We start from the raw sequence: 24,495 nt of genomic DNA, 5'->3' as shown, positions 1-24,495 counted from the left end.
AATGAATACATGGACCATTATGACCTACGAGCTTCGCCGACTGTTCCGTTCGAGAGCGCTTCTGCTGAATCAGTTCTTGCTGCCCCTTCTGCTGATCTTTCTGCTCGGTACCTCATTGTCGGGGGTAGTAGGCAGTCAAAGTAAACAGACCATCCACTCCGTTCGGGTTGGTGTAGTGAATCTACCGACCAAGAACACGGCAGAATCGGCACTTGTGGCGGATTTTCTGTCAACACCTGAGCTGCAAGATATCATCATTCCTATATCGTTGCCAAGCCGGGAGGCGGCAGAGAGCGGGCTCCGAGCGGGGAAATATGGATATGCCGTCATAGTACCCCCAGGTTTTGACCAGAAGGTACAGAACGGGGAGCAGGCTCAGCTGGAGTTTATCCTTGGCAAAGATCATACCAACAACCTGGTGGCCGGTACGGTGTTCGATAACTTCGTCGACCATATCAATGATATTCAGGCGGCTGCAACGATTTTGGGTCCAGAAAGTCTTGCAGCGTTTGCCCCTTCGAATGAGAATACTCCGTCCCCTTTGAAGTTAGGAGAGCTTGGGGAGGACGGGGGCTCGTACAGCGCCACCCAGTTCTATGCGGTATCGATGCTTTTAATGTTCCTGCTCTATTGCGGCCTGACCGTTAATATTTCGTTGTTCAATGAAAAGGAAGAACATACATTGTTTCGCTTGAATTCCATGCCCGTCAAAGGCTCCCAGCTATTCATTGGAAAAATGCTTGGTGTGGGTACGGTCTCTATCGTGCAATGTTCGGCTATTATTCTGCTATCGCATTGGCTGTATGGCGTGTATTGGGGTAACCGTCCAGTTCTGCTGATACTTTTCTGTCTGTTGATGATTATTGCGTCCATGACGCTATCTATCGTAGTGTCCATGTTTTTCAAAAGCGGAGCAAGTGCCCGCAGTGTGATTACTGTGCTCACCGTCTGCATGACATTTCTGAGCGGAGGGATGGCTCCCCTCCCCGAATCCTGGGTCAACTCAGTGGGGACGTTCACGATTAACCATTGGATGATGCAGGCGATCCTCGGAATGATGCTGCATGTAGATGTATCCAGGATCATGCCTAATCTGTTGGCCATGGCGCTGATCTGTATTGTCCTGTTTGGCGCTGCCCTTATCTCATACCGGAAGGTGGGATACCATGCGTAACATCATGACCATTGCCTGGAATATGGCAAAACGAACCATTGGTTCCCGTTCCGGTCTGCTCATCTATATTATTTTGCCTTGTATTGTGGTGTCGGTAATTATAACGACCACAGGCAGCTCAGGCGAGGAACCTGCTATTGTGCTGTATGCCAACCTGGATAGCGGAGCAGGTGGACGGCATGTCATTGCGGAGCTTGCTGCTACCGGTGATTACAAGCTCGTCCAGACTTCTGACGAAGCAGAGCTAAAGGCTAAGGTTACGGATCAAAAAGGAACGGCTGGCGTATTCATTCCACCTGTTTATACAGAGGACCTGCTTGCCGGGAAGAAGCCACAGATCAGCTTCTACGAGCTGAAAGTCTCGGAGACCTCGATTATGCTACAGCGCAAAGCTGGAGAAATTGCCGGGCGGATGGGCCATACAGCTGAGGCAGTGCGGACGGCTAGCGCAGCCGGGGGCAATGCTGAATCTAAGTTCTCAGCAGTATTGCAGCAGGCTGAACAGCATAAGGTCGGAAGTAAGCGTACCGATTATAATCTGTATCCCCGAGCGGAGCAGACTAGTGTCACCGGGTTTACATTGTTGTTCCTGATGGGACTTGTGACCAGTTCCGTCTCTATCATTGTCAAAGACCGCAGGGACAGAACCATGATGAGAATGTTTAGTGCTCCTGTTCATGCTTACGAGATCGCTATAGGCAACTTCCTGGGTAGTTTTCTTGTCGGGTTAATTCAGATTATCACATTACTTACGTTGACTCGTGGAATTCTTGGATATGATTTCGGGGTTCCGCTATATCTCTACTTCCTGGTGCTGGCCGCTTTTATGCTGGTATCCATGGGGATTGCCAGCACCATCACAGGGCTAGTCCGCAACCAGAACAACACCGGTATGCTGAACGCACTCATTCTAACGCCAACCTGTATGTTAGGCGGCTGCTTCTGGCCGATCTCCATCATGCCAGATTACATGCAGAAAATTGCCAACTTTGTTCCGCAAAAATGGGCAATGCAGGCGGTTGATGTCGCCGCAACCGGAGGTGGCTGGTCCGAACTGTGGCTGCCGTTCGCCATTTTGGGCCTCATGGCAGCTATATTGCTAGCGATTGGATCAGCGACGCTCCGCCCTAATGAGGCGGGAAGCGGAGCATAGGCTGACAACTCTAAAACGATAGTTAATATACCGTTCCTCCCGAGAGATAACTTTTGGGGGAGCGGTTTTTTATTTTGAAGAAACAGGAAATTAGGGTTTGACTTTCTAAATCTACAAATGTAATATTATCCCTGAGATTAGAATTACACTTGTAGATATAAAATGGAGGAGGCAACACCTATGACCCCTGTACCCAAAATATCCGAATCAGAGTGGGAGATTATGAAGATTATTTGGAGTGATCATCCCATCACAGCAGAACATATTGCCGCTACGCTGCCTCATGACATCCAGTGGAGTGAGCAGACCGTGCGTACGTTTATCACAAGGCTGCTAAAGAAGAAAGCCATTGGCTATAACAAAGAAGGTAGAACCTACCATTACTATCCCTTAGTTTCGGAGAAGGAATGCGTGAAGGCAGAAAGCCAATCCTTTTTACAACGGGTATTTGGCGGAGCTGCAGATCTGATGGTGACGAATTTTCTGGAAGAGGCCGTATTGTCCGAGCAGGAGATTGAAGAGCTGCAACGGATTCTTACCGAGAAAAAAGACCGTAAAGGGAACAACTCAGCCGGTGAGCAAAGATGAATGTATTCTATGCGGGATTTGCTGCTTTTCTCGAATCCACTCTCGCAGCTAGTGTTGTGATTCTTGTGGTACTGGTTCTTCGCAGGGTGTTCCGGCAAACGCTGGCCCCGCGCATTCGGCATTGGCTATGGCTGTTGGTTATTATTCGGTTGCTGATGCCGGTATTCCCGGAAAGCCCGGTTAGTATTTTCAAGGTGGTGGACTATGGCCGGTACGTCAAAGAGACGCTACTACATTCTGCAGAGCAGATTGGGCAACGCCACACTATGGGTGATGGACAGTTGTCTGTACCTTTGCCGGAAGAGGGAGTGCTAAATCAGCCGAGTGCTGCCTCAGAGGAACAACAGGGAATTTATCAAGGTGCTGGAAATGACGAGAACGCTATCACTAAACAATTTTCAACGCTGATGAAGGTTATGGCGATCGTGTGGTCCTCGGGCACCCTCATCCTCTTAATCCATCTTGCGGTGTTCGCAAGACGTATGGACCGTCGGAGACAGCAGTTGATCCAGGTGACTGAGCCCCATATTCTGAATCTTCTTGATGAAGTAAGAGAGGTGTTCAAGATCTCCCGGCCCCTACCGCTCTATACGGGTACTTCTTTGGCAAGTCCCTATATTTCTGGTCTGCTGAAGCCGTGGATCTTTGTTCCTCAGTCGTTGCTTCGGGAGATGGATTCAGCACAGTTATCCCATATTCTAGCGCATGAGTTGGCACACTATAAGCGTAAGGATATGCTGTGGAACCTGCTCGGGGGTATTGCCGCCGCGATTCATTGGCTCAATCCGCTGATCTGGCTTAGTATGAAGGCGATCAAGGCCGACAGAGAGCTGGCTTGTGACGCCTATGTACTGGAGACAATGGGCGAGGAGGAAGCTCCAGCCTACGGAATGACGATGGTTGCTTTTATGAAGCGTTACTCCGCTACAGGGCGTCCACCGACATTGCTCTATTACTCGAACTCCCGTCGCCGGCAAGAACTTGTCAGGAGGATCTCCATGATTAGCTCATTTAAAAAAGGGTCCTATAAAATCTCTATGACTGCCCTCTTATTCATCGTAATTCTTGGCGCAGTTACACTTACCAATGCTTCAGGAAGCACAGTCCCTGTGGGAATTAACGATCCGAAGATCGTTAGTAATGATATACTTCCGGCTCAAGGCAGCCGGCAGTATAACCGATTGGACAGAGCGGTGAAGAAAGCGGGATTTGCCTTTGAGGCGCCGGCTGTGCTCCCTATGGGTTATGGACTGAAGATGGCGCATCTCTCAGCAGCGGGTGCCAATAAAGGCACGGATCTTATGAATAGTGCTACCCTGACTTTTGAGGCCGGAAGTGGGAAATACAGGACAGGGCAAATTATCCTGGAGGCTTTAAAACAAGTGCCAAGCGAGGGGATATATACTCTTGAGGACATGGCAGAGAAGGTGAAGCAACGAATTAATGTTATTCGTGAAAATAAAGCTCAAATACAAGAACAGCAAATTGTAATTGGTGATTTAAATATTCTCCAGATCCATGCCACTGAGGATAATCGCTTGAAAGATATCTACTATTTGTGGGAGCGTAATGAAATCGGTTATAAGCTGAACCTTGGTGGTGCTTCGCTAACCGAAGAACAGTCGGAATCATTAATAGCTTCCATGAATCTTCCTGATGAACGGATGAAAAATACTTACGTCAATAAAGATCTGCTGATTGTTGATATCCTTGACGTGGAAGACCTGGAGCTGGCAGCTTCGTCCATAGGTTTTACACCTAAGTTTCCCTTGAAAGTATTGAACTATGAACTTGAACGTGCCAATGAGACCAGCAAAATCAACTTTAGTTATCCCGAGAATGAACAAGACGAGTTGTCACGAGTGCTCTATAACAGATATGTTGATGAAACATCAAGTGACAACGAGCATTTGGCACGTTTCACTTTTGCACAGATCAAGGATGATGGACTGTATGCAAAGATAAAGAATGATGGGCAAGCGCTGTTTGGGCGAATCGATCGTGGCCAGGTTCAGGTGCCGGTAACACCGGTCATTGTAGGGGGGCAAGAAGTATTGCAGACAGCTCCCTATAAAGTTGACGGAGAACTAAGCGCACCACACGAGCCTGATTTTATCAGCTACTTCTGGCTGGAGCAGGGAGTATGCTATCAGGCAGTATTCAGCAACGCGCAGGTACAGAATGAACAGGACATTGTGGCTGCATTGATCCGGTCCCGACCAGTGGATCTTGAAGAGCTAAGATAATAACGCACAGTCACTAAGGGAAGACAACGACAACGGCGTAAACTCATGTTATAATTAATGTACATGTATTTAATTGCATATTTTATTGCTATTAGGAGGAGCCTGTCACCAAGGGCTCCTCTTTGTCTTTTTTAGGACATCATTATCTCATAGGAGGGGCCCGGACAGAGAAAAAGGAGTGGGAGAAACCATGCAATTTATTCTTTATCTGATGTTGATTTTGTTATTTACCAAGTTGGCCGGGGATTTATCTGTAAGACTGGGGCAGCCGGCAGTACTCGGCAAGCTGATAATCGGAATTGTACTGGGACCTGCAGTGCTGGGTTGGGTGCAGGATGGGGAATTTATTCATTACATGTCGGAGATCGGCGTGCTGTTGCTGATGTTCATAGCCGGTCTGGAGACGGATCTGGAGCAGCTCCGCAAGAACTGGAAATCGGCTTTTGCTGTGGCAGTGGGTGGGATCATATTACCCTTTGCAGGTGGCTTTGCTATAGGAGAATGGTTCGGTTTTACTGACCATAATGCCTTGTTTATGGGAGTCATTTTGAGTGCCACCTCTGTGAGCATCTCTGTTCAGGTTTTGAAGGACATGAACAAGTTGAATTCGGGCGAAGGTTCGACGATACTTGGCGCTGCCGTAGTGGATGATATTCTGGTAGTGATTTTACTGGCCGTGTTGATGAGCTTTTTCGGTACAGGGGCGGAAGTGTCTATCGGACTTCTAATTGGTAAAAAGGTACTGTTTTTTGCCGTCGCAATCATCGCGGGTGCCTTCCTGGTCCCAAGGCTAATGAAATGGCTTGCTCCACTTAGAGTTACTGAGGCTACGATTACTGCAGCGCTCGTGATCTGCTTTGGTTATGCGTACTTTGCTGAATTGCTCGGGATGGCCGGGATTATCGGCGCTTTTGCTGCTGGTATTGCTATTGCCCAGACCTCATTCAAACATACGGTAGAGACCAAGATTGAGCCCATTGCATATTCAATTTTTGTACCGGTGTTTTTTGTGAGTATCGGATTGAACGTAACCTTTGCTGGTGTAGGAGGACAGATTGGTTTTGTCGTGCTGCTTACTGTTGTCGCTATTCTGACCAAAATGCTGGGCGGAGGCCTTGGGGCACGTTTGACCGGATTTAACACCCGTTCCTCGGCAATTATCGGCGCAGGTATGATTTCAAGGGGTGAAGTTGCCTTGATTATAGCGGCTACTGGACTACAAAGTGGACTGCTGCATCCAGAGTATTTCACATCCGTAATTATTGTAGTGATTGTGACAACCCTTGTCACTCCACCGCTACTGAAATACATGTTCCGTGAGCCCGAGATGGTGACAGGTGAGTAAACGTAACTGTGAATAATTGCATATAAATGTTATAATTAAGAAAACTTTGCAAAAGGAGCTGACGTTATGTCCGATAATCACAACATACCGCCGCAGTCTCCACCAATGGACCCTTATGGAGCCAAAGCGAATTTTGATGTCAACGAAAAGAAATTGCATCTTGAAGGTCCTCCAGGGTTCATAAGACAAGTGACGAACCTGCTAATTCTGGCGGGAATTATCGCGTTTATTGTTGTTTTAGTGAGAGTTTTTTGATGAAATCATTAATTTAATTTGAAGAGCGAACGGGTGTATGCCCGTTCGCTCTTTGTTGTTACAACATTTTTAATTGCGATAACGTGCCTAAACCTTGAATCTGTCGATTTGACTATGTAACCGTTCAGCCATTTGGGATAGAGATGAAGCAGAGGAGAAGATTTCTTCCATAGAGGCCAGTTGCTCCTCTGTTGAAGTGGAGATCTCTTGAATGCCTGATGCGGATTCATGAGCGATCGTAGATATAAATTCCATTAAACCGTTGACTTGTTCTGAACTTGCAGACATCTCTTCTGCAGCAGCAGCAACCTCTTGAATTTGAGACAATACTCTTTGTACCGACTGATCGATATGTTCAAATGATGTGCCTGCCATATGTACCACAAGAATGCCTTCATCCACTCCCAGTATGCTGGCTTCCATAGATTGCGTTGCGTCCTGTGTTTCCTGTTGTATAGTTGATATTAGTTCGGCAATTTGGCGTGAAGAATGGGAAGACTGTTCAGCTAGATTTCGAATTTGGCTTGCCACTACTGCAAATCCTCTGCCCTGTTCTCCTGCCCGTGCAGCTTCAATTGAAGCGTTTAATGCCAGCAAGTTTGTTTGTGCGGCGATGTCGGTAATTATTTTAACAATTTCCCCAATGCCCTGGGATCTCGTCTCCAACCCATGAATCACGTTCGATAGATTTTTGATGGTTTGGTGGATGGAGCTCATCTGATCCATAACCCGTTGAATGACCTGGCTGCCTTCAAACGATTTTTCTGCGGCTTCAGAGGCGGAGGAGGAGACATTTTGTGCATTGGCAGCAATATGTTGTGCGCCTGAGGACATTTCATTGACGGCTAACACACTTTCTCGTACGCTATGAGTCTGTTTGTTTGATCCGGTGGCCACTTCTTCTATAAAGGTAGCAATTTGTTCTGTCGCTACGTTGGTCTGTTGAGCGCTTGCCGTCAATTCTTCCGAAGCCGCCGCCAAATGCTCAGCGCTTGTAGTGGTTTGGGCAATCAGTTCCCGAAGATTGGTCACCATTTGGTTGAAGGATTTGGCTAAATCACCGACCTCATCCCGGTTCTTCGTCTCGATGGCTTTAAGAGTCAAGTTACCCGAAGCGATTTCTTTGGCAGCGTTAGCTATAGAAACGATGGGTTTGGAAATGATTCTGGAGATAAAGATTCCGACAAGAATAGCCAGAAGGAAGGCTGCGATACTAATAATCATAATTGCTCTTTTGATTGAGGCAACCATCGCTGAATTGTTTTGAGATCCCTCATCAACCAGCTTCTGCTGTCTGTCAGCGATAGTGTTTGCAAGCTCCTGCATATCCCGACCAATCTGAAGTACATCAGCAGAGGATTTTATTCCAGCTTCTTTATTTGAGTCTATTAATGCAGCAACCTTGGTAGCATCTGCGTTGAATTGTTGATTCAGTTCCTGCAATTTTTTGATGTCGTTTTTATCGATATCCCGCCGTACCATACTTAAAGTGGCGGTCGCTAGTTCTGACATTTTCCCATTCACATCATGCAGCTTATCAAGCTGCTCTTTGTCCTGGTTAAGCATATAATCGCGTAAACTGCTCATTTGCTGTATAGAGTCTGCTCGGATATCTTTGGAATTAGCTAAAATCTTCTCTCGCCTGCTAACCAGATCGGTGTACGATTCATCAATCTCCTGTAAATAGTAAAAAGATATGAAACTGATAAATCCTAAAAAAATTGCAATAATTAAAAAACCAGTTAATATTTTGTTGCTGATACTAAACTTCATAAGTCATCCCCTTTTGAAATCAACTATTCCTCACAATTCGACAATAACACGATTTTCCATTCTTGAAAAGTCGATTTATTAGGTTGTTATCGGAAATTATGAATGAGTTTAGATAGGGGTGATAATTCGCATTAGTGAAAAATTAGATCTTTATGCTCATAAAAATAGATGTGATTGCTAATTAAGTATGAGAAAAGCTCCCGGCCGTTTAATAGGCGGCGCGGGAGCTTTTCTTACTTTCGTATATATACTATACCTGCATAAGTCCGTTATTTGCCCTGAAGCTGGCGCAGCACGATAATCTCTACGCGGCGGTTCTTCTGCCGTCCGGCTTCGGTAGAATTGTCGGACGCCGGGCGCGTATCGCCATAACCCGCGTACTGGAATGTACTTGGCTTCAGCCCTTCTTTGTCCACAAAGTAACGCAGGACAGAAAGGGCCCGGGCCCCGGACAACTCCCAGTTGTCGCTATAACGGGATAGCTTAGAGAGTGGCATGTTGTCGGTGTGGCCTTCAATGCTTATAGTAGCACCGATTCCGTGGAACAGACCTGACAGCTGCTTCAACGCAGGAAGGGCAGGGGCTTTAAGCGCCGCGTTGCCAGGATCGAATAGAAAACGGTCACTGAGTGTGATCGCGATGCCTTGCGGCTTATCAGCTACAAAGATCTGGTCGCCCAGATTATTGTCCTTTACATATTTGGTGATCACGCCCATCAGTTCGGCAAGCCGGGCTTCCTGCTCGCGAAAAGCCAGCTCTCGATCTGAAGGTTTCAAGTTGTCCGACTTCGTTGGGGAAGGTCCTTCGCTGGACTCGGCTCCGCCTGCGTCCTGCCCTTTTCCCGGTGCCGGACTACCTGGTTGCGACTGCCGGCCTGGGCTGGTGCCGTTTAATCCTTTTTGCCCATCCAGAAGACCGTTGCCTCCGCCTGGTAAGGCGCTCCCGTTCTTGAAGGTTTGGGATAACGAGCCAGTGACGACATTATACTTCTCCGTGTCCAGGCTGCTCATTGCATAAAGAACAACGAAAAAAATAAGCAGTAGCGTAATAAGGTCTGCGTAAGTGATCATCCAGCGGTCACGGCTGTCCTGTTCGGTTCCTCTCTGTTTTCGGCGATTTCGCTGTCTCATGAATGGCCTCTTGAGCGGATAGACTCAGCGGGAGCTGGAGCCGAATCATTAATGAAAGAATTCATCTTCTTGCGCACCAGTTGCTGATGTTCCCCGTTACGAAGTGCGAGGATACCGACGAGCAGCATTTCCATAACATGCAGCTGCTCCTGGCTGCGGGATTTGATTTTGGACGCAATGGGTAAAAAAATAAGATTGGCGCTGGCAACCCCATACAGCGTTGCCGTAAAGGCGACCGCGATGGAGGGACCTAGGCTTGAAGGATCAGTTAGACTTCCTAGTACGTGAATCAAACCCATCACCGTACCGATGATGCCCATAGTAGGCGCATAGCCTCCGGCTGCCTCAAAAATCTTGGCATAGCTTTCATGTTTGGCTTCCAGAGCGTCCATCTCCAGCTCCAGGATTTGCCGGACCTGCTCAGGGTCGGTACCGTCGATCATGAGTTGCAGGCCTTCGCGGGTGAAGGGGTCAGGATGCTCCTCTGCCCTTTTCTCCAGAGCAAGAACCCCGTTGCGCCGCGTAATCGCTGCCATTGCAATGATTTCTTCGGCTTTTTCTTCAGTGTTTCCGGCGTTTTTGCCAAAGGCCAGCGACAGCGCTGCAGGAAGGGTGCGCAATCTGGATGCCGGAAAGCTGATCAGTATAGCTGCAAGCGTTCCTCCAAACACAATGAGGGCGGCATTCGGCTGTAGCAGGCCGGTGAGGCTTCCGCCTTCCCAGAAGAAGCCGCCGATCATGGCCGCGAGTCCGGCTACAATACCGATTATTGATGTAATATCCATGCTGCATGCTCCTTAAATTTCTATATATTATGGTTTGCAACGTTACCGTCAACACTGTATAATGAACGGGAACAAGTATTCTTATCTTCCAAATTTTATCACCATCGTATGAAGAGCTTATTTTCAGATAACAATAATATATTAATATATTTTAGTCGATAGAGGAGAGACGGGCAAATGAGTGATATTGTCCTCAGCACGAAGACTTTTGAACTGGAGTCCGAATATACACCCCAGGGCGATCAGCCTCATGCCATAGAGGAATTAGTAGAAGGCATCCGGCAGGGCAAGAGGCACCAGACGCTGCTGGGAGCGACAGGAACGGGAAAGACCTTTACCATCGCACAAATGATTTCGAAGCTTAACCGCCCCACACTGGTGATCGCACATAATAAGACATTGGCTGCACAGCTTGCGAGTGAGTTTAAGGAGTTCTTTCCTAGCAACTCGGTAGACTATTTTGTCAGCTACTACGATTACTATCAGCCTGAAGCCTATATTCCTTCCTCCGATACCTACATTGAGAAAGATTCCAGCATAAACGAAGAGATAGATAAGCTGCGTCACTCGGCGACCAGTTCTTTGTTCGAACGTCGTGATGTAATTATCGTGGCGAGTGTGTCGTGTATCTATGGCCTCGGCTCGCCGCAGGAATACGGTGGGTTGCTGCTATCGCTGCGGGTTGGCATGGAGAAGCCGCGAAACCAGATTCTGAGCCGGCTTGTGGATATTCAGTATCAGCGTAATGATATGAATTTTGTACGCGGCACCTTCCGTGTGCGGGGCGATGTCATCGAGATCTTCCCGGCGTCGCAAGGGGAGCATGCCATCCGTGTCGAATTGTTCGGCGATGAGATCGAGCGTATCACAGAGATTGATGTACTGACAGGTGAACTGATCGGTGAGCGCGATCATGTCGCTATTTTTCCGGCATCTCACTTTGTAACGAAGGAAGAGACTATGAGGGTGGCGCTCGTCAATATTGAGCGTGAACTGGAAGAGCGGCTGACTGCGCTGCGCGATGCAGGTAAGCTCTTGGAAGCACAGCGGTTAGAGCAGCGTACACGCTATGATATCGAGATGATGAAGGAAGTGGGCTTCTGCTCCGGGATCGAGAACTATTCTGGTCCGCTTACCTTCCGGGAACGGGGGGCGACCCCCTATACTCTATTGGATTATTTTCCGGATGACATGCTTATTGTCATAGATGAATCGCATGTGACGCTGCCACAAATCCGGGCGATGTACAATGGTGACCAAGCGCGCAAGAACGTTCTCGTAGACCACGGGTTCCGATTGCCGTCTGCGCTTGATAACCGGCCGCTCAAATTTGAGGAGTTCGAGGGCAAGGCAAGCCAGCTTGTATATGTGTCGGCTACACCGGGACCGTATGAAATGGAGCATTGCCCAACAATGGTGCAGCAGATTATCCGGCCTACTGGCCTGCTGGACCCTATTATTGAGGTTCGTCCAACCGAGGGTCAGATCGACGATCTGATCAGCGAGATTCACGATCGTATCGCCAAGGATGAACGGGTGCTCGTCACTACTCTCACTAAGAAAATGTCGGAGGATCTGACCGATTATCTTAAAGAAATCGGAATCAAGGTCCGCTATATGCACTCTGATATCAAAACCTTGGAGCGTATGGCCATTCTACGCGATCTCCGTCTGGGGACGTTCCATGTGCTCGTGGGGATTAACTTGCTGAGAGAAGGTCTGGACTTACCAGAAGTATCATTGGTTGCCATTCTTGATGCCGACAAGGAAGGGTTCCTTCGTTCGGAGCGCTCGCTCATTCAGACCATTGGGCGCGCCGCGCGGAACTCCGAAGGACGGGTACTGATGTACGGTGACCGAATCACGGACTCTATGGATAAGGCAATTAGTGAGACCCAGCGCCGTCGTTCCATTCAGATCGCCTATAATGAGAAGCATGGTATTACACCAACAACGATCCATAAGCGGGTACGTGATGTCATCGAAGCAACGAAGGTTGCAGAATCGAAGGCTGACTATCTGACCGGAGCGGGTAGCAAGATGAACAAGAAAGAGCGTCAGTCTCTAATGCAGCGTCTCGAAGCCGAGATGAAGGATGCGGCCAAGAACCTACAGTTCGAACGTGCCGCAGAGCTTCGTGATGCCTTGTTGGAGTTGCGTGCCGAGTAGTGGTGTAAAGTCGCTCTTTTTTACGATAAAAGAATATTATTTGAACGGTGCTATCCCAGGCCGTTCTTTTTAGATCATTCCTTTGTACGGCTTTCAGTTCAGTCGATCCATTCCGCACAATCCCACCCATCACTACAGTTTCTTGAGCGATATCCTGAGAGTTTTAGCTCTTCGGGTCTAGCCGGAAGGTTAAGTGGGGTGGGTGAACTCTAGGAGGTTATAGTGTTGGCGAACGAAAATATTGTAATTAAAGGCGCTAGGGCGCACAATCTTAAAAATATAGACGTGACGATCCCCCGTGACCGCTTCGTCGTGCTGACGGGACTTAGTGGTTCCGGCAAATCGTCGCTGGCGTTCGACACGATTTATGCTGAAGGGCAGCGACGTTACGTTGAATCGCTGTCGGCCTACGCACGCCAGTTTCTGGGACAAATGGAGAAGCCGGATGTAGACTCCATCGATGGATTGTCGCCAGCAATCTCCATCGACCAGAAGACCACTAGCCGCAACCCTCGTTCCACGGTAGGGACGGTCACAGAAATCTATGATTACCTGCGGCTTTTGTTCGCACGTATCGGTCATCCGCATTGCCCGGACCATGGTATTGAAATCACTTCGCAGACAGTTGAACAGATGGTGGATCGTATTATGCAGTATCCAGAACGGACACGTCTGCAGATACTGGCTCCTGTGATTTCAGGACGTAAGGGCGAGCATAAAGGTCTTTTCACGGATATTTCCAAGCAAGGCTTTGTTCGCGTGCGCGTGGATGGTGAATTGCGTGATGTAAGCGAGGATATCGAGCTGGAGAAGAACAAGAAGCATACCATCGAAGTAGTTGTGGACCGGATTGTCATCAAGGAAGATATCGAGACCCGGCTGACAGATTCCATTGAGACTGCGCTGAAGTTGTCGGGCGGCAAAATCCTCGTTGATATTATTGACCAGGAAGAGTTGCTGTTCAGCTCCAACTTCGCATGCCCAGTCTGTGGATTTAGTATCGAAGAATTGGCGCCGCGGATGTTCTCCTTCAACAGCCCGTTCGGAGCTTGCGGTGAGTGCGATGGTCTTGGTGTGAAAATGGTGGTCGATCCTGATCTGTTGATTCCAGATACGGGGAAATCTATTGAAGACGGGGCCTTCCTTGCCTGGACCGGAAGCACCTCCAATTACTACCCGCAATTTTTGAAGTCTGTCTGTGAGCATTTTAATATTCCACAAGACATACAGGTAAGCGAACTGACACCGGATCATATGGATAAGCTGTTGAACGGCACAGGTAGTGAGAAGATACGTTTCCGTTACGAAAATGATTTTGGGCAAAAGAAAGATGCTTTGGTTGCCTTTGAAGGTATCATTCCCAATCTGGAGCGTCGCTACCGCGAGACGGCTTCGGACGGGATCCGTGAGTTCATCGAAGGGTTTATGAGCGCGAAGCCTTGTCATGTCTGCAAAGGTAAACGCCTCAAGAAAGAGATTCTGGCAGTGACGATCAATGATCGCAATATTGCTGATGTTACGGATCTTTCTATTGGTGATTGCGAGCATTTCTTTGAACATGTTGTTCTTTCTGAGAAAGAGCAAGCCATTGCCAACTTGATTCTCAAAGAAATCAGCAGCCGTCTCGGCTTTTTGGTAAACGTAGGCCTGGATTACCTGACACTCAGCCGGGCAGCAGGCTCCTTGTCCGGGGGGGAAGCACAGCGTATCCGGCTGGCGACTCAGATCGGCTCCAGCCTCATGGGCGTACTGTATATTCTGGATGAGCCGAGTATTGGGTTGCACCAGCGTGATAATGATCGCTTGATTTCTACCCTTGCGCATATGCGTGACCTTGGCAACACCTTGATTGTGGTAGAGCATGATGAGGACACGATGATGGCTGCCGATTATATCATTGATATCGGCCCAGGTGCAGGGATTCATGGAGGACAAGTCATTGCTCAGGGTACACCGGAAGAGATTATGAAGGACCCTAATTCCTTGACAGGAGAATATTTAAGCGGTCGGAAATTTATCCCTGTCACCTCCAAGCGCCGTCCGACGGATGATCGTTGGCTGGAGATCCGTGGTGCTAAAGAGAATAATCTGAAGAACGTCAATGTTAAAATCCCACTCGGTGTCTTTACGGCTGTAACAGGCGTATCGGGGTCCGGTAAGTCTTCGTTGGTCAATGAGATTTTGTATAAGAGTCTCGCTCGCCATCTGAACAAAGCAGTGAAGGTTCGTCCGGGACTGCACAAGGAGATCAGAGGGCTTGAGAATCTGGACAAGGTGATTGAAATTGACCAGTCGCCAATCGGACGGACTCCGCGTTCTAATCCGGCCACCTATACCGGCGTGTTCGATGACATTCGTGATCTGTTCGCCAAGACTAATGAAGCTAAGGTGCGCGGTTTCCAGAAGGGACGCTTCAGCTTCAACGTCAAGGGTGGGCGTTGCGAGGCCTGCCGTGGGGACGGAATCATCAAGATCGAGATGCACTTCCTGCCTGACGTCTATGTGCCTTGTGAGGTCTGCAAAGGCAAGCGATATAATCGTGAGACTCTGGAAGTAAAATATAAAGGCAAAAATATTTCCGATGTGCTTGAAATGACTGTGGAGGATGCGACGGAATTCTTCGTTAACATTCCGCGTATTCACCGTAAAATGCAGACGCTGCTTGATGTTGGCCTCGGGTACATCAAGATTGGCCAGCCGGGAACGACACTGTCCGGTGGGGAAGCACAGCGTGTGAAGCTGGCTTCTGAATTGTACCGCCGCAGCACAGGCAAGACCCTGTATATCCTGGACGAGCCTACTACCGGGTTGCATGTGGATGACATCGGCCGCCTGCTGGAAGTGCTACATCGCCTTGTAGACTCCGGAGAATCTGTGCTGGTCATTGAGCATAATCTGGATGTCATCAAGACCGCCGATTATCTGATCGATATGGGACCAGAAGGCGGCAGCGGTGGAGGAACCGTGCTGGCTACAGGCACACCAGAAAAGCTGATTACTGTTGAGGCGTCTTACACGGGCAGATACTTGAAGCCTATCCTGCTCCGTGACACGGAGCGGACCGAAGCTCTGCGGTTGGAGACATCGGATATTAGCTAGAGGATGTAATCTTAGGTAGAGGGCCACGCGATAGCGTGGCTCTTTTTACATAGCCAAAAGAAAGGTAAGCTTATACAAGCTGAACAAAAAAGTAAAAGCAAGCGAGATGGCACAGAGGGGAGAGTTTGGGATCATCCCTTTTTGTAAATGATGAAAATCATCTCTTTTAAGTGAAAAATGGATGAAAATTATATTTTTTATGACATTTACCTCATTTTTTGCACAATACCTCTTGCGCAGCCCAAATGGTAGCGATAACATAGAAGGGAATATGGGAATAAAGGTGCTTGCTTGACAAAACTTTTGAGGAGGTATCGCCATGCTGCTTGCAGAAGCTGCCGCGCAAGAACCGTCTAAATTTCATACCTTTGATGTATTCATGATTTTGTTCACGATCCTCATCTTGGTTGGGGTAGTACGGCTGCTGAAGGCTCCGCAGAAGAACAAATTCGCCATTGCTTTTGGTGCAGTGAGCTTGCTTGTCTTCGTCGTTTCCGATTATGCCATGGTGATGAACTGGTTGAGCTAAAATAAGGGCAATCCAGGATAACTGAAAAGTGAAGTCCGAAAGACTCCTTTACCGCCGTGGCGAAATAAAGGTGTCTTTTTATTTGCGATAGAAGCGGATTATGTACAATCGGGGTTATATTAAATATTGGCAAACACATGGCGAATAGGTGTGATTTTTGATACAATAAATAAGTTAAACGTATAGAAATGACCCGTCTTGGACGGTTTGGGAGGATATAAATGAAAGAGCAGGACATACGCAGAGAAGACGTGGAGTTGCTGGCTCCGGCTGGTGACTGGGACTGTATGCGGGCGGCTGTGGCGAACGGAGCGGACGCTGTCTTTTTTGGCGTAGAGAAATTTAATGCACGGGCTAGAGCGAACAACTTCCGCATGGACGAGCTGCCGGAGATTATGGCTTTTCTACACAGCTATGGTGTAAAAGGCTTTCTGACCTTTAATATACTTGTGTTTGAGAATGAACTACCTGAAGCTAAGGAACTGATTGATGCCTGCGTGGATGCAGGTGTAGATGCGGTGATTGTACAGGATTTGGGACTGGTTAAGCTGATCCGCGAGATTTCCCCGGACTTCCCGATTCATGGTTCCACACAGATGACCATTACTTCGCCGGAGGCGGTTGAATTTACAAAGCCGTTCGGGATGGAACGTGTGGTACTGGGCCGCGAAAATAACTTGAAGCAGATTCGCACGATCGGTGATCAGGCACGTCTGCCGATGGAAGTATTCGTTCATGGTGCGCTTTGCGTCTCCTATTCCGGTCAATGTCTAACCTCGGAAATGTGGGGCGGACGCTCCGCCAACCGTGGGGAATGTGCGCAGGCCTGCCGTTTGCCATATGACCTGATGGTCGATGGTGAGATCAAACCGATGGGTGATGTGACGTACCTGCTTTCACCGAAGGACTTGGCGGCCATTGAACTGATGCCGGAATTGATTGAAGCGGGTGTAACCTCTTTTAAAATCGAAGGACGTCTTAAAACGCCTGAGTACGTAGCTAACGTGGTTAGCAAATACCGTAAGGCCATCGACCGTTACTTTGACGGGGAGTGGTCTGCGCCATCTAAGGAAGAAATGCGCGAGCTGCAGCAGAGCTTCTCGCGGGGCTTCACGCATGGCTTCCTAGATGGAACGAACAATAAGAAACTGGTTGACGGAACTTTCCCGAAAAGCCGTGGTGTTTACCTTGGCACGGTTGAACAAATTCTGCGCGACGGTGTAGTCTGCCGCATTCACGCACCGCTCAAACGTGGTGACGGGATTGTATTCGACGCAGGTGATCCTACGAAGAAGGAAGAAGGCGGACGCGTCTACGACTTGCGTCGTAAAGGCGTAAAGCTGGAAGGTGAAGCCGGTGAAGGCTGGGTTGTTGATATTATTGCTGGACGTAATGATGTGGATCTGCGCCGTTTGCATGTCGGTGACCGGATCTGGAAAACCAATGACCCAGCGCTGGACAAAGCGTTGCGTCAGTCTTACGAGACCGAGAAGCCATACCGGGTATTCCCGGTTCAGGTGAAGGTCAGTGGCCGCGCCGGTGAGAAGCTGGAGACTTGGTGGACGGACACGCAGAAGGGCGTGACCGTCCAGGTGGATTCGGAGCTTGCGCTGGAGACTGCGCAAAAGCGTCCGATGGACGCCGCCCTGCTGGAAGAACAATTCGGCCGCTTGGGCGGCACGGTGTTCCAGCTAGAGGCGCTGGAGTCGCATCTGGAAGGCGACGTCATCGTGCCTATGCGCGAGCTGAACAGCATCCGCCGCCGCGCGGTGGAGCTGCTTGCGGGCGAGCGCCCGAAACCGCCCGTCTACGTGAAACGGGCGGTAGAGGTCTACGGCGACGCGACCCGCAGGGGCGTCGCTGAAGCAGCCATTCCGGCTGTGCGGGATGGCTGGGGTGTGCAGGGCGCGTCAGGACTTACCGCGCTGTGCCGCAGCCTCCCGCAGGTTGAGGCTGCACTCAAGGCCGGCGTGAAGAACATTTACGCCGACTTTGAGTTCATCAAGCAGTTCCCGGCAGCCGTGGAGGCTGTGCGGGCTGCGGGCGCAAGCATTGCGCTGGCAACGCCGCGTATCCACATGCCGAACGAGAACGGCTACCATGCTAACATCCTGCGTCTTCAGCCGGATGCGGTGCTGGTGCGCAATACAGGCGCATTGTATTACTATCTGCGCCGCCGGATGGAACAGCCGGATGCTGTTCATCCACGATTGATTGGCGACTTCTCGCTGAATATCGCCAATCACAAGGCCGTTGACCTGTTCTTGGAAGCCGGATGCGATATGGTGACACCATCCTACGATCTGAACATTCAACAAATGGTGGATCTGCTAGGCCGCAGTGATACCTCGCGGATGGAGATCGTAATCCATCAGCATCTACCGATGTTCCACACTGAGCACTGCGTGTATTGTACCTTCATGAGCGAAGGAACAGACTACACGAACTGCGGACGGCCGTGCGAAGAGCATCGGGCGTCTCTCCAGGACCGGATCGGTATGTCCCACCCTGTACGTGTGGATGAGGGCTGCCGTAACACAGTGTATAACGCCGTAGAACAATCCGGTGCAGAGTATTTGAACAACTTCCGTGAGCTGGGAGTCTCCTCATACCGGGTAGAGTTCCTGGAAGAGACACCTGAACAGGTGGCTGAGGTAATCAGCTTGTACAGCCGTGCACTGCGTGGTGAAATCTCCGGCACCCAAGTATGGAAGAGCCTCAAGGCTACCAACCAGCTTGGTGTTACCCGCGGACAACTTGTGAATGCAAAATAATTAAAGATATACACAACAGGTGGACAAACACGGGAAATCTCCCGGATTGTCCGCCTGTTTTATTATAAGGGATTTGGGTGGATAGAGTATTCAGCAATTTTTAAGGAGCACTGAACTGCCATAAATGGGATATTACTGTTATAATTAAAAAATATATATGCTAATTCGTCATCTGCGAGATATCGAATTGATTATAATAGAAGGAGCCTATGTCATGAAGATTCGTAAGGCCATTATCCCGGCTGCCGGTCTCGGCACACGCTTTTTGCCTGCGACCAAGGCCATGCCCAAAGAAATGCTACCCATTGTAGATAAGCCAACTATCCAGTACATTGTAGAGGAAGCTGTAGCTTCCGGCATTGAGGACATTATTATCGTAACGGGGAAAGGCAAACGTGCGATTGAGGACCATTTTGACAATTCGTTCGAACTGGAGTTCAATTTGGCCGAGAAACAGAAGTGGGAACTGCTGGAATCTGTCCGCAAGTCATCCGAAATGGCTGACATCCACTATATTCGGCAAAAGGAACCGAGAGGTCTCGGTCATGCCATCTGGTGCGCACGCAAGTTCATCGGGGACGAGCCGTTCGCCGTTCTGCTCGGTGACGACATTGTCGAATCAAATAAGCCCTGTCTGAAACAAATGATTGAGGTCTATGACCAATATAAATCCTCTATTGTCGGTGTTCAACCTGTGCCTTGGGAAGAGGTGTCCCGATATGGCGTCGTGGATGCAGTTCCTATCGCTGATCGGGTCTACAAAGCCAACCGCCTTGTGGAGAAGCCTAAACGCGAGGATGCGCCCTCTAACCTGGCCATACTAGGCCGATATATCCTGACTCCACGGATATTCGATATGCTGGGTGAGCAACAGGTGGGTGTAGGCGGAGAAATCCAGCTTACCGATGCCATAGCACGCCTAAGTGAAGTGGAGCGGATTATTGCCTATGATTTTGAAGGCCACCGTCATGATGTTGGTGAGAAAATGGGCTTTATTCAAACCACAATACATTATGCACTCCAGCATGAAGATTTAAAAGACGATTTGCTTCTTTATCTCAAAGAGATCATAGAGAGTGAAGCAGCTAAAGCGACGAAATAGTCGACTTTCATCTACTAAATGCAAAACACGGGTAACTATCCTCTCAAGGAAGGTACCCGTGTTTTTGTGTAATGCATGTATTCAGGTATTTAGAATTGCGTGGCTACAATTTCATCGATTTGTGCTGCTTCTGTAGGCTCAGCAGCGATTAACTGATCGTATACTGCTTGATCCTGACCACCATTTTTCTTCAGTGCCGCCAAGTACCAGCGAGCAATTTCACGGTTGTTCAGATCGGTGTAATCTTGACCGAGACCAAGCTTTAGCGTTTCAGCTGCTGCCTCAATCTGTCCGGACATATATTGCATTTTACCGGCATTTAGCGCGATAACCGGAGTGACCGAGAACGGCCGTCCTTGCAGTTGTTCCGGAGGGAGTGTCTTAAGATGTTCTACACCAGCTACAACATGGTCATAGGCTGCCAGTCCTGTTTTGAAATATTCCTGTTCTTTTGCTGAATCCTTCTGGTTGTACGCTTCCTGACCGAGCGCGAAAGAATTGCTGATCAGCGCGCTGTACCATTCGATGTCCCAATTGAACTTGTCGGCATTATCCCGGTACACGGCTAGAGCCAGATCTTTTTGACCCTTGAGGTTGTAATAGGCCACCAGTTGGTTCAACAGATTCTTATTATACGGTTCATCCTTAAGCGCGCGGGTTACCAGGCTATAGGATTCGTTCAGGTACTGCTCATCCTGGGTTTGGTTATAGACTTGCTGATCCATTAAAGAGAGGTAAACTACCGATTCAGGATGAGTCGGACGGTTCTTCAAAGCTTTGGTAAGAGAGGCTTTGATCTCTTCATAGGATTGGCTGACACCCATAAGTCTCTTGGCACTGACTGCAGCATTGCTGGAGCTGATGTAGGTCACTGAGAGGAACAGTAGGAACAAGGAACCTAACGTAATTACCGCCAGATATCCTAGGCGAAGCCCAGCTTTGTTCCAATTCCGGCGTAGTGGTTTGCTGTCCATGACAGCAGCCATTCCGGCCAGGCCAAGAAACACAAGAATGCCCATAAACGCATAACTCATGTTGAAGTCCAGCAAGCTGTGAATAAGAATGGAAAGCGTAATAATGAGAAAGAAAAATCCGTTATTGAACTCATCTTTGTCCCGTCTCACATACCCACGAATATATTTATAGAAGATATAGAGAATGAAGCCCATGAATACAATGAAACCTAAAATACCAACCTCGATCAGGAACTGTAAAAAGAAGTTATGTACCTGACGGCTTGTATAAGGGTTGTTCTGGTAATGTTCATAAAGCGCAGACCATCCGCCACCGCCAGCACCAAGGATCGGATAATCCTTCACTACTTTGACAGCATCTTTGTAGAAGGTAAAGCGTTCAAGTACACTGTGCTGCTTAAAGTTGATATTTTCAAGACGTGTCTCGATATTGCCAGGCAAGATGCTCTTGGCGCTTGTACCAATAAGTAAGAACGCTATAAGACCAACCAGCACAACGGAACCCAGTGGAAGCCATAAGCCTGTCCATTTACGGGAAGCCCAGCTTCCGAGCTTTTCTTGCAGCCATGGAGCGGCAAAACGTTGGATGACCCAACCAAGACCCGCTACAACTACCGAAGCTCCAAGAAGGTAACCCCAGCCCTTGAGCGCTGCTGAAGAGGAGAAGGCAGTGTTTAATTCTATACCAAGATTCGTAACCTGGTTGGTAATGACGAGGGATACCAGCCCAGCAATGCCCAGATGGATAATCCACAGAATTTGTTGCGCAGGCTTTAAGAACAATAGAAGCAATATAAACACCACAGGAAGCAGTACAAGACCGCCGCGTGAGAGGGTTAGCAGCAGGGACACAATGATAGGGACTAACATAAAGCCGTGTGTCAACGTCCCATACCATTTGCGCGAGCGTACCAGCGCGAATACCGCAACGAATAGAAATGCCATCAGAAAAGCTGCATAGGTATTAGCATATTGAAAAATGGAAGTTAGTCGAAGACCGTTGGAATCTGTCATCACAGCATCTAAATATTTACCATTGCGCACAGTATTGGAGAACCAGCCCACTAGACTGCCGGCCAGTTTCCCGCTTCCAAGCCAATTCAGGAGACCAAAGCCTACAATGAGATAAGCAATCGTAAGCACTGCGTTCTCAATGACAACATTTACTTGCTTTTGCTTGAAGAGATATAACGCTATAATGAATACAGCAGCGTACATGCCCTGAATAAAGAACATATTCATCGCCATATAATGCGAAACAGCGACAAACAGCGACAATGCGTAGGTAATGGGGAGAAACACGGCAAACACGGTTACTAGGTCCCGCTGCTCGTCCAACTTGAACTTCTTGAAGTCTAGGCCCACCCAAACAAGTAGCATAAGTGCTCCAAGCAATGCAGATACATAGATTGGTTTCTCAAAGTCTACTAACTGCCCATTGAACAATCCCACCTGAAACGGGGTCCAGAATAAAAATAAAATAAAACCAACAACTAATGCCCACACCGGGCCCGATATCTTTGCAACATTTCTCGACTGCACAGCGTTTTTACCGTATACTGGTTTCGACACGTTATAATCTCCTTTTCCTGTAGGTACGACAATATTTTAGCACGAATTTATTGGTTTAACCTTAAAATAAATGGAAATTAATCACAAACTAAGTCGAAGATTAATGAATGAAAATATACTTGGCCTATGCTCTTAAAGCTCCACTTGGAAACTTTGAAAGTATAGGCCAATTTTATTGTGTATTCATTATTTTGTGAAACTTTCAATAGACGAAATTGAGATGACTATCTTTTAGAAGAGGCGCATGCTCATCTTTGGCTGACAAAACGGGAACAACATCAATAGGCCACTTGATTCCTATAAAAGGATCGTTCCACAATATCCCTCCGTCACAATCTGGCGCGTACAGTTCATCCACTTTATATTGAACTTCCACATTCTCAACTAGAGTCATGAAGCCGTGGGCAAAGCCCTTGGGTATTAATAGTTGCTTTTTATTTTCAGCGGACAGCTCAATTCCGAACCATTTTCCGTAATTGGGACTTCCTTTACGGAGGTCGACAGCGACATCAAAAATGGACCCCTGTGTACAACGCACTAGCTTACTTTGTGCTTTTGGGTTTAACTGGAAGTGAAGACCCCGCAGGGTTCCTTTAGCTTCGGAAAAAGATTGATTGTCTTGAAGAAAGTTTAAATTAATACCATGTTCCTTGAATATCCTCTCACTATAAGTTTCCATGAACCACCCACGGTGGTCTCCAAATATGGCTGGTTCAATAACCCATACACCACTCAACGTAGACTCAGTAAATTTCATTTTACTCACACTTTCTGTTATTTAATATTGAATTTTTCCTGTTGCAACCTTTATTAAATACTGACCATATCCGGTCTTACTCAATTTTTCTCCACATTTTAACAATTGTTCTTGAGTAATCCATCCATTAATATATGCAATTTCTTCAAGAGCTGCAATCTTAATTCCTTGATGGTCTTCAATTGTTCTTACAAAATTAGTCGCATCCACCAAGCTTTGATGAGTACCTGTATCAAGCCATGTATAGCCACGACCAAGTAGTTCAACATCCAATTCTCCAAGTTTTAGATATTCTTCATTAATTGAAGTTATTTCCAATTCTCCTCGAGGGGAAGGTTCAACATTTTTTGCGATTTCCACAACGCGGTTATCATAGAAGTATAGACCCGTTATGGCATAGTTTGATTTCGGAGATTGGGGTTTTTCTTCAACACTAAGGACTTTACCATCAATATTAAATTCAACCACACCGAAACGCTCCGGATCTTGCACATGATAACCAAAAACAGTGGCACCTTTTTCCTTGCTAGCTGCACGTTTCAACATTTTGCGAATACCGTTTCCATAATAGATATTGTCGCCAAGAATCATAGCTACGGAATCATTTGCTATAAATGATTCACCTAAAATAAAGGCTTGTGCTAATCCATCTGGATTTGGTTGAACGATATACTCTAGCGAAATCCCAAACTGTGAGCCATCGCCCAAAAGATTAGTGAATCGAGGTGTGTCTTCTGGTGTAGAGATAACTAAAATATCCTTTATACCAGCCAACATTAAAGTGGATAAGGGGTAATATATCATAGGTTTATCATAAATTGGTAGCAACTGTTTACTCGTGACCATCGTCAAAGGATATAAGCGTGTACCGCTACCGCCGGCTAAAATAATTCCTCTCATTTTCAATGCAACTCTCCCACTAAATTAGTAAAATTTCTGGTGAAACCACTAGCTGGAATTTGAGTTATGAAGATTCTCCTAGTTCATAGAAGCTGACCGTTTTCGCATTCGCTTACGATTCTACAGCGTAAAGCATAGAGAGTCTATTCCTTAAACTATACTTTGATTTT

The 24,495-nt window shown here is 47.8% G+C and carries 17 protein-coding genes; 11 read left to right on the top strand and 6 right to left on the bottom strand.

The window, feature by feature from the left end:
* The first annotated feature begins 1 nt into the window (after position 1).
* From ACFRAM_RS14275 to ACFRAM_RS14250, 6 genes are all read left to right on the top strand, one after another.
* Positions 2-1,174 (top strand): ABC transporter permease, encoded by a 1,173-nt coding sequence (locus ACFRAM_RS14275; protein WP_379466415.1) that lies wholly within the window; start codon positions 2-4, stop codon positions 1,172-1,174.
* The gene (locus ACFRAM_RS14270; RefSeq protein ID WP_379466414.1) at positions 1,167-2,327 is read left to right on the top strand and encodes an ABC transporter permease; all 1,161 of its coding nucleotides are present in this window, start codon (positions 1,167-1,169) and stop codon (positions 2,325-2,327) included. Before ACFRAM_RS14275 ends, ACFRAM_RS14270 begins: the two co-directional genes overlap by 8 nt.
* A gap of 180 nt (positions 2,328-2,507) precedes the next feature.
* The gene (locus tag ACFRAM_RS14265) at positions 2,508-2,915 is read left to right on the top strand and encodes a BlaI/MecI/CopY family transcriptional regulator (RefSeq protein WP_379466413.1); all 408 of its coding nucleotides are present in this window, start codon (positions 2,508-2,510) and stop codon (positions 2,913-2,915) included.
* The gene (locus tag ACFRAM_RS14260) at positions 2,912-5,161 is read left to right on the top strand and encodes a M56 family metallopeptidase (protein ID WP_379466412.1); all 2,250 of its coding nucleotides are present in this window, start codon (positions 2,912-2,914) and stop codon (positions 5,159-5,161) included. Before ACFRAM_RS14265 ends, ACFRAM_RS14260 begins: the two co-directional genes overlap by 4 nt.
* Before the next feature lie 190 nt (positions 5,162-5,351).
* Positions 5,352-6,506 carry a cation:proton antiporter gene (locus ACFRAM_RS14255; protein WP_379466411.1) on the top strand — a complete coding sequence of 385 codons (1,155 nt, stop codon included), beginning with the start codon at positions 5,352-5,354 and terminating at the stop codon, positions 6,504-6,506.
* A gap of 66 nt (positions 6,507-6,572) precedes the next feature.
* Positions 6,573-6,761 carry a hypothetical protein gene (locus tag ACFRAM_RS14250; protein WP_379466410.1) on the top strand — a complete coding sequence of 63 codons (189 nt, stop codon included), beginning with the start codon at positions 6,573-6,575 and terminating at the stop codon, positions 6,759-6,761.
* Between the two features lie 87 nt (positions 6,762-6,848).
* On the opposite strand, the gene ACFRAM_RS14245 is transcribed toward ACFRAM_RS14250, so the two are convergent.
* The 3 genes from ACFRAM_RS14245 to ACFRAM_RS14235 form a co-directional block, all read right to left on the bottom strand.
* On the bottom strand, positions 6,849-8,534 hold the full coding sequence (locus ACFRAM_RS14245; RefSeq protein ID WP_379466409.1) for a methyl-accepting chemotaxis protein: 1,686 nt from the start codon (positions 8,532-8,534) through the stop codon (positions 6,849-6,851).
* A 269-nt stretch (positions 8,535-8,803) separates the two neighbouring features.
* Positions 8,804-9,664, bottom strand: a complete 861-nt coding sequence (locus ACFRAM_RS14240; protein WP_379466408.1) for a flagellar motor protein MotB — start codon at positions 9,662-9,664, stop codon at positions 8,804-8,806.
* A complete protein-coding gene (locus tag ACFRAM_RS14235) occupies positions 9,661-10,449 on the bottom strand; it encodes a flagellar motor protein (RefSeq protein WP_379466407.1) in 789 nt (262 codons plus the stop codon). Before ACFRAM_RS14235 ends, ACFRAM_RS14240 begins: the two co-directional genes overlap by 4 nt.
* Positions 10,450-10,626: 177 nt before the next feature.
* Here ACFRAM_RS14235 and uvrB point away from each other — a divergent pair, with 177 nt between their 5' ends.
* The 5 genes from uvrB to galU all read left to right on the top strand — a co-directional run bounded on the left by uvrB (position 10,627) and on the right by galU (position 20,122).
* The gene (uvrB, locus tag ACFRAM_RS14230; RefSeq protein ID WP_379466406.1) at positions 10,627-12,618 is read left to right on the top strand and encodes an excinuclease ABC subunit UvrB; all 1,992 of its coding nucleotides are present in this window, start codon (positions 10,627-10,629) and stop codon (positions 12,616-12,618) included.
* Positions 12,619-12,843: 225 nt separating this feature from the next.
* On the top strand, positions 12,844-15,717 hold the full coding sequence (gene uvrA / locus ACFRAM_RS14225; protein WP_379466405.1) for an excinuclease ABC subunit UvrA: 2,874 nt from the start codon (positions 12,844-12,846) through the stop codon (positions 15,715-15,717).
* Positions 15,718-16,036: 319 nt separating this feature from the next.
* Positions 16,037-16,246, top strand: a complete 210-nt coding sequence (locus ACFRAM_RS14220) for a DUF2759 family protein (RefSeq protein WP_066378701.1) — start codon at positions 16,037-16,039, stop codon at positions 16,244-16,246.
* Positions 16,247-16,467: 221 nt separating this feature from the next.
* Complete coding sequence (locus ACFRAM_RS14215; RefSeq protein WP_379466404.1) at positions 16,468-19,020, top strand: U32 family peptidase; 2,553 nt, start codon at positions 16,468-16,470, stop codon at positions 19,018-19,020.
* 214 nt (positions 19,021-19,234) lie between these two features.
* Positions 19,235-20,122, top strand: a complete 888-nt coding sequence (galU, locus tag ACFRAM_RS14210; protein ID WP_175371538.1) for a UTP--glucose-1-phosphate uridylyltransferase GalU — start codon at positions 19,235-19,237, stop codon at positions 20,120-20,122.
* Positions 20,123-20,211: 89 nt separating this feature from the next.
* Here the strand turns inward: galU and ACFRAM_RS14205 are convergent, their stop codons facing one another.
* The 3 genes from ACFRAM_RS14205 to rfbA form a co-directional block, all read right to left on the bottom strand.
* Positions 20,212-22,668 carry an O-antigen ligase family protein gene (locus ACFRAM_RS14205; protein ID WP_379466403.1) on the bottom strand — a complete coding sequence of 819 codons (2,457 nt, stop codon included), beginning with the start codon at positions 22,666-22,668 and terminating at the stop codon, positions 20,212-20,214.
* Positions 22,669-22,870: 202 nt separating this feature from the next.
* The gene (gene rfbC, locus ACFRAM_RS14200; protein WP_379466402.1) at positions 22,871-23,425 is read right to left on the bottom strand and encodes a dTDP-4-dehydrorhamnose 3,5-epimerase; all 555 of its coding nucleotides are present in this window, start codon (positions 23,423-23,425) and stop codon (positions 22,871-22,873) included.
* Between the two features lie 21 nt (positions 23,426-23,446).
* A complete protein-coding gene (rfbA, locus tag ACFRAM_RS14195; RefSeq protein ID WP_379466694.1) occupies positions 23,447-24,325 on the bottom strand; it encodes a glucose-1-phosphate thymidylyltransferase RfbA in 879 nt (292 codons plus the stop codon).
* Positions 24,326-24,495: the final 170 nt, after the last annotated feature.

The sequence above is a fragment of the Paenibacillus sp. NPDC056722 genome, assembly GCF_042790635.1.
Classification (GTDB): domain Bacteria; phylum Bacillota; class Bacilli; order Paenibacillales; family Paenibacillaceae; genus Paenibacillus_AQ; species Paenibacillus_AQ agri.
Note: the sequence above shows the minus strand (reverse complement) of the source record. Positions and strands in the feature narration are given on the sequence as shown.

Excerpts from the sequence above, each read along its gene's own strand:
- ACFRAM_RS14275 (WP_379466415.1), top strand. The coding sequence starts at position 2 with ATGAATACATGGACCATTATGACCTACGAGCTTCGCCGACTGTTCCGT.
- ACFRAM_RS14270 (WP_379466414.1), top strand. The coding sequence starts at position 1,167 with ATGCGTAACATCATGACCATTGCCTGGAATATGGCAAAACGAACCATT.
- ACFRAM_RS14265 (WP_379466413.1), top strand. The coding sequence starts at position 2,508 with ATGACCCCTGTACCCAAAATATCCGAATCAGAGTGGGAGATTATGAAG.
- ACFRAM_RS14260 (WP_379466412.1), top strand. The coding sequence starts at position 2,912 with ATGAATGTATTCTATGCGGGATTTGCTGCTTTTCTCGAATCCACTCTC.
- ACFRAM_RS14255 (WP_379466411.1), top strand. The coding sequence starts at position 5,352 with ATGCAATTTATTCTTTATCTGATGTTGATTTTGTTATTTACCAAGTTG.
- ACFRAM_RS14250 (WP_379466410.1), top strand. The coding sequence starts at position 6,573 with ATGTCCGATAATCACAACATACCGCCGCAGTCTCCACCAATGGACCCT.
- ACFRAM_RS14245 (WP_379466409.1), bottom strand. The coding sequence starts at position 8,534 with ATGAAGTTTAGTATCAGCAACAAAATATTAACTGGTTTTTTAATTATT.
- ACFRAM_RS14240 (WP_379466408.1), bottom strand. The coding sequence starts at position 9,664 with ATGAGACAGCGAAATCGCCGAAAACAGAGAGGAACCGAACAGGACAGC.
- ACFRAM_RS14235 (WP_379466407.1), bottom strand. The coding sequence starts at position 10,449 with ATGGATATTACATCAATAATCGGTATTGTAGCCGGACTCGCGGCCATG.
- uvrB (WP_379466406.1), top strand. The coding sequence starts at position 10,627 with ATGAGTGATATTGTCCTCAGCACGAAGACTTTTGAACTGGAGTCCGAA.
- ACFRAM_RS14220 (WP_066378701.1), top strand. The coding sequence starts at position 16,037 with ATGCTGCTTGCAGAAGCTGCCGCGCAAGAACCGTCTAAATTTCATACC.
- ACFRAM_RS14215 (WP_379466404.1), top strand. The coding sequence starts at position 16,468 with ATGAAAGAGCAGGACATACGCAGAGAAGACGTGGAGTTGCTGGCTCCG.
- galU (WP_175371538.1), top strand. The coding sequence starts at position 19,235 with ATGAAGATTCGTAAGGCCATTATCCCGGCTGCCGGTCTCGGCACACGC.
- rfbC (WP_379466402.1), bottom strand. The coding sequence starts at position 23,425 with ATGAAATTTACTGAGTCTACGTTGAGTGGTGTATGGGTTATTGAACCA.
- rfbA (WP_379466694.1), bottom strand. The coding sequence starts at position 24,325 with ATGAGAGGAATTATTTTAGCCGGCGGTAGCGGTACACGCTTATATCCT.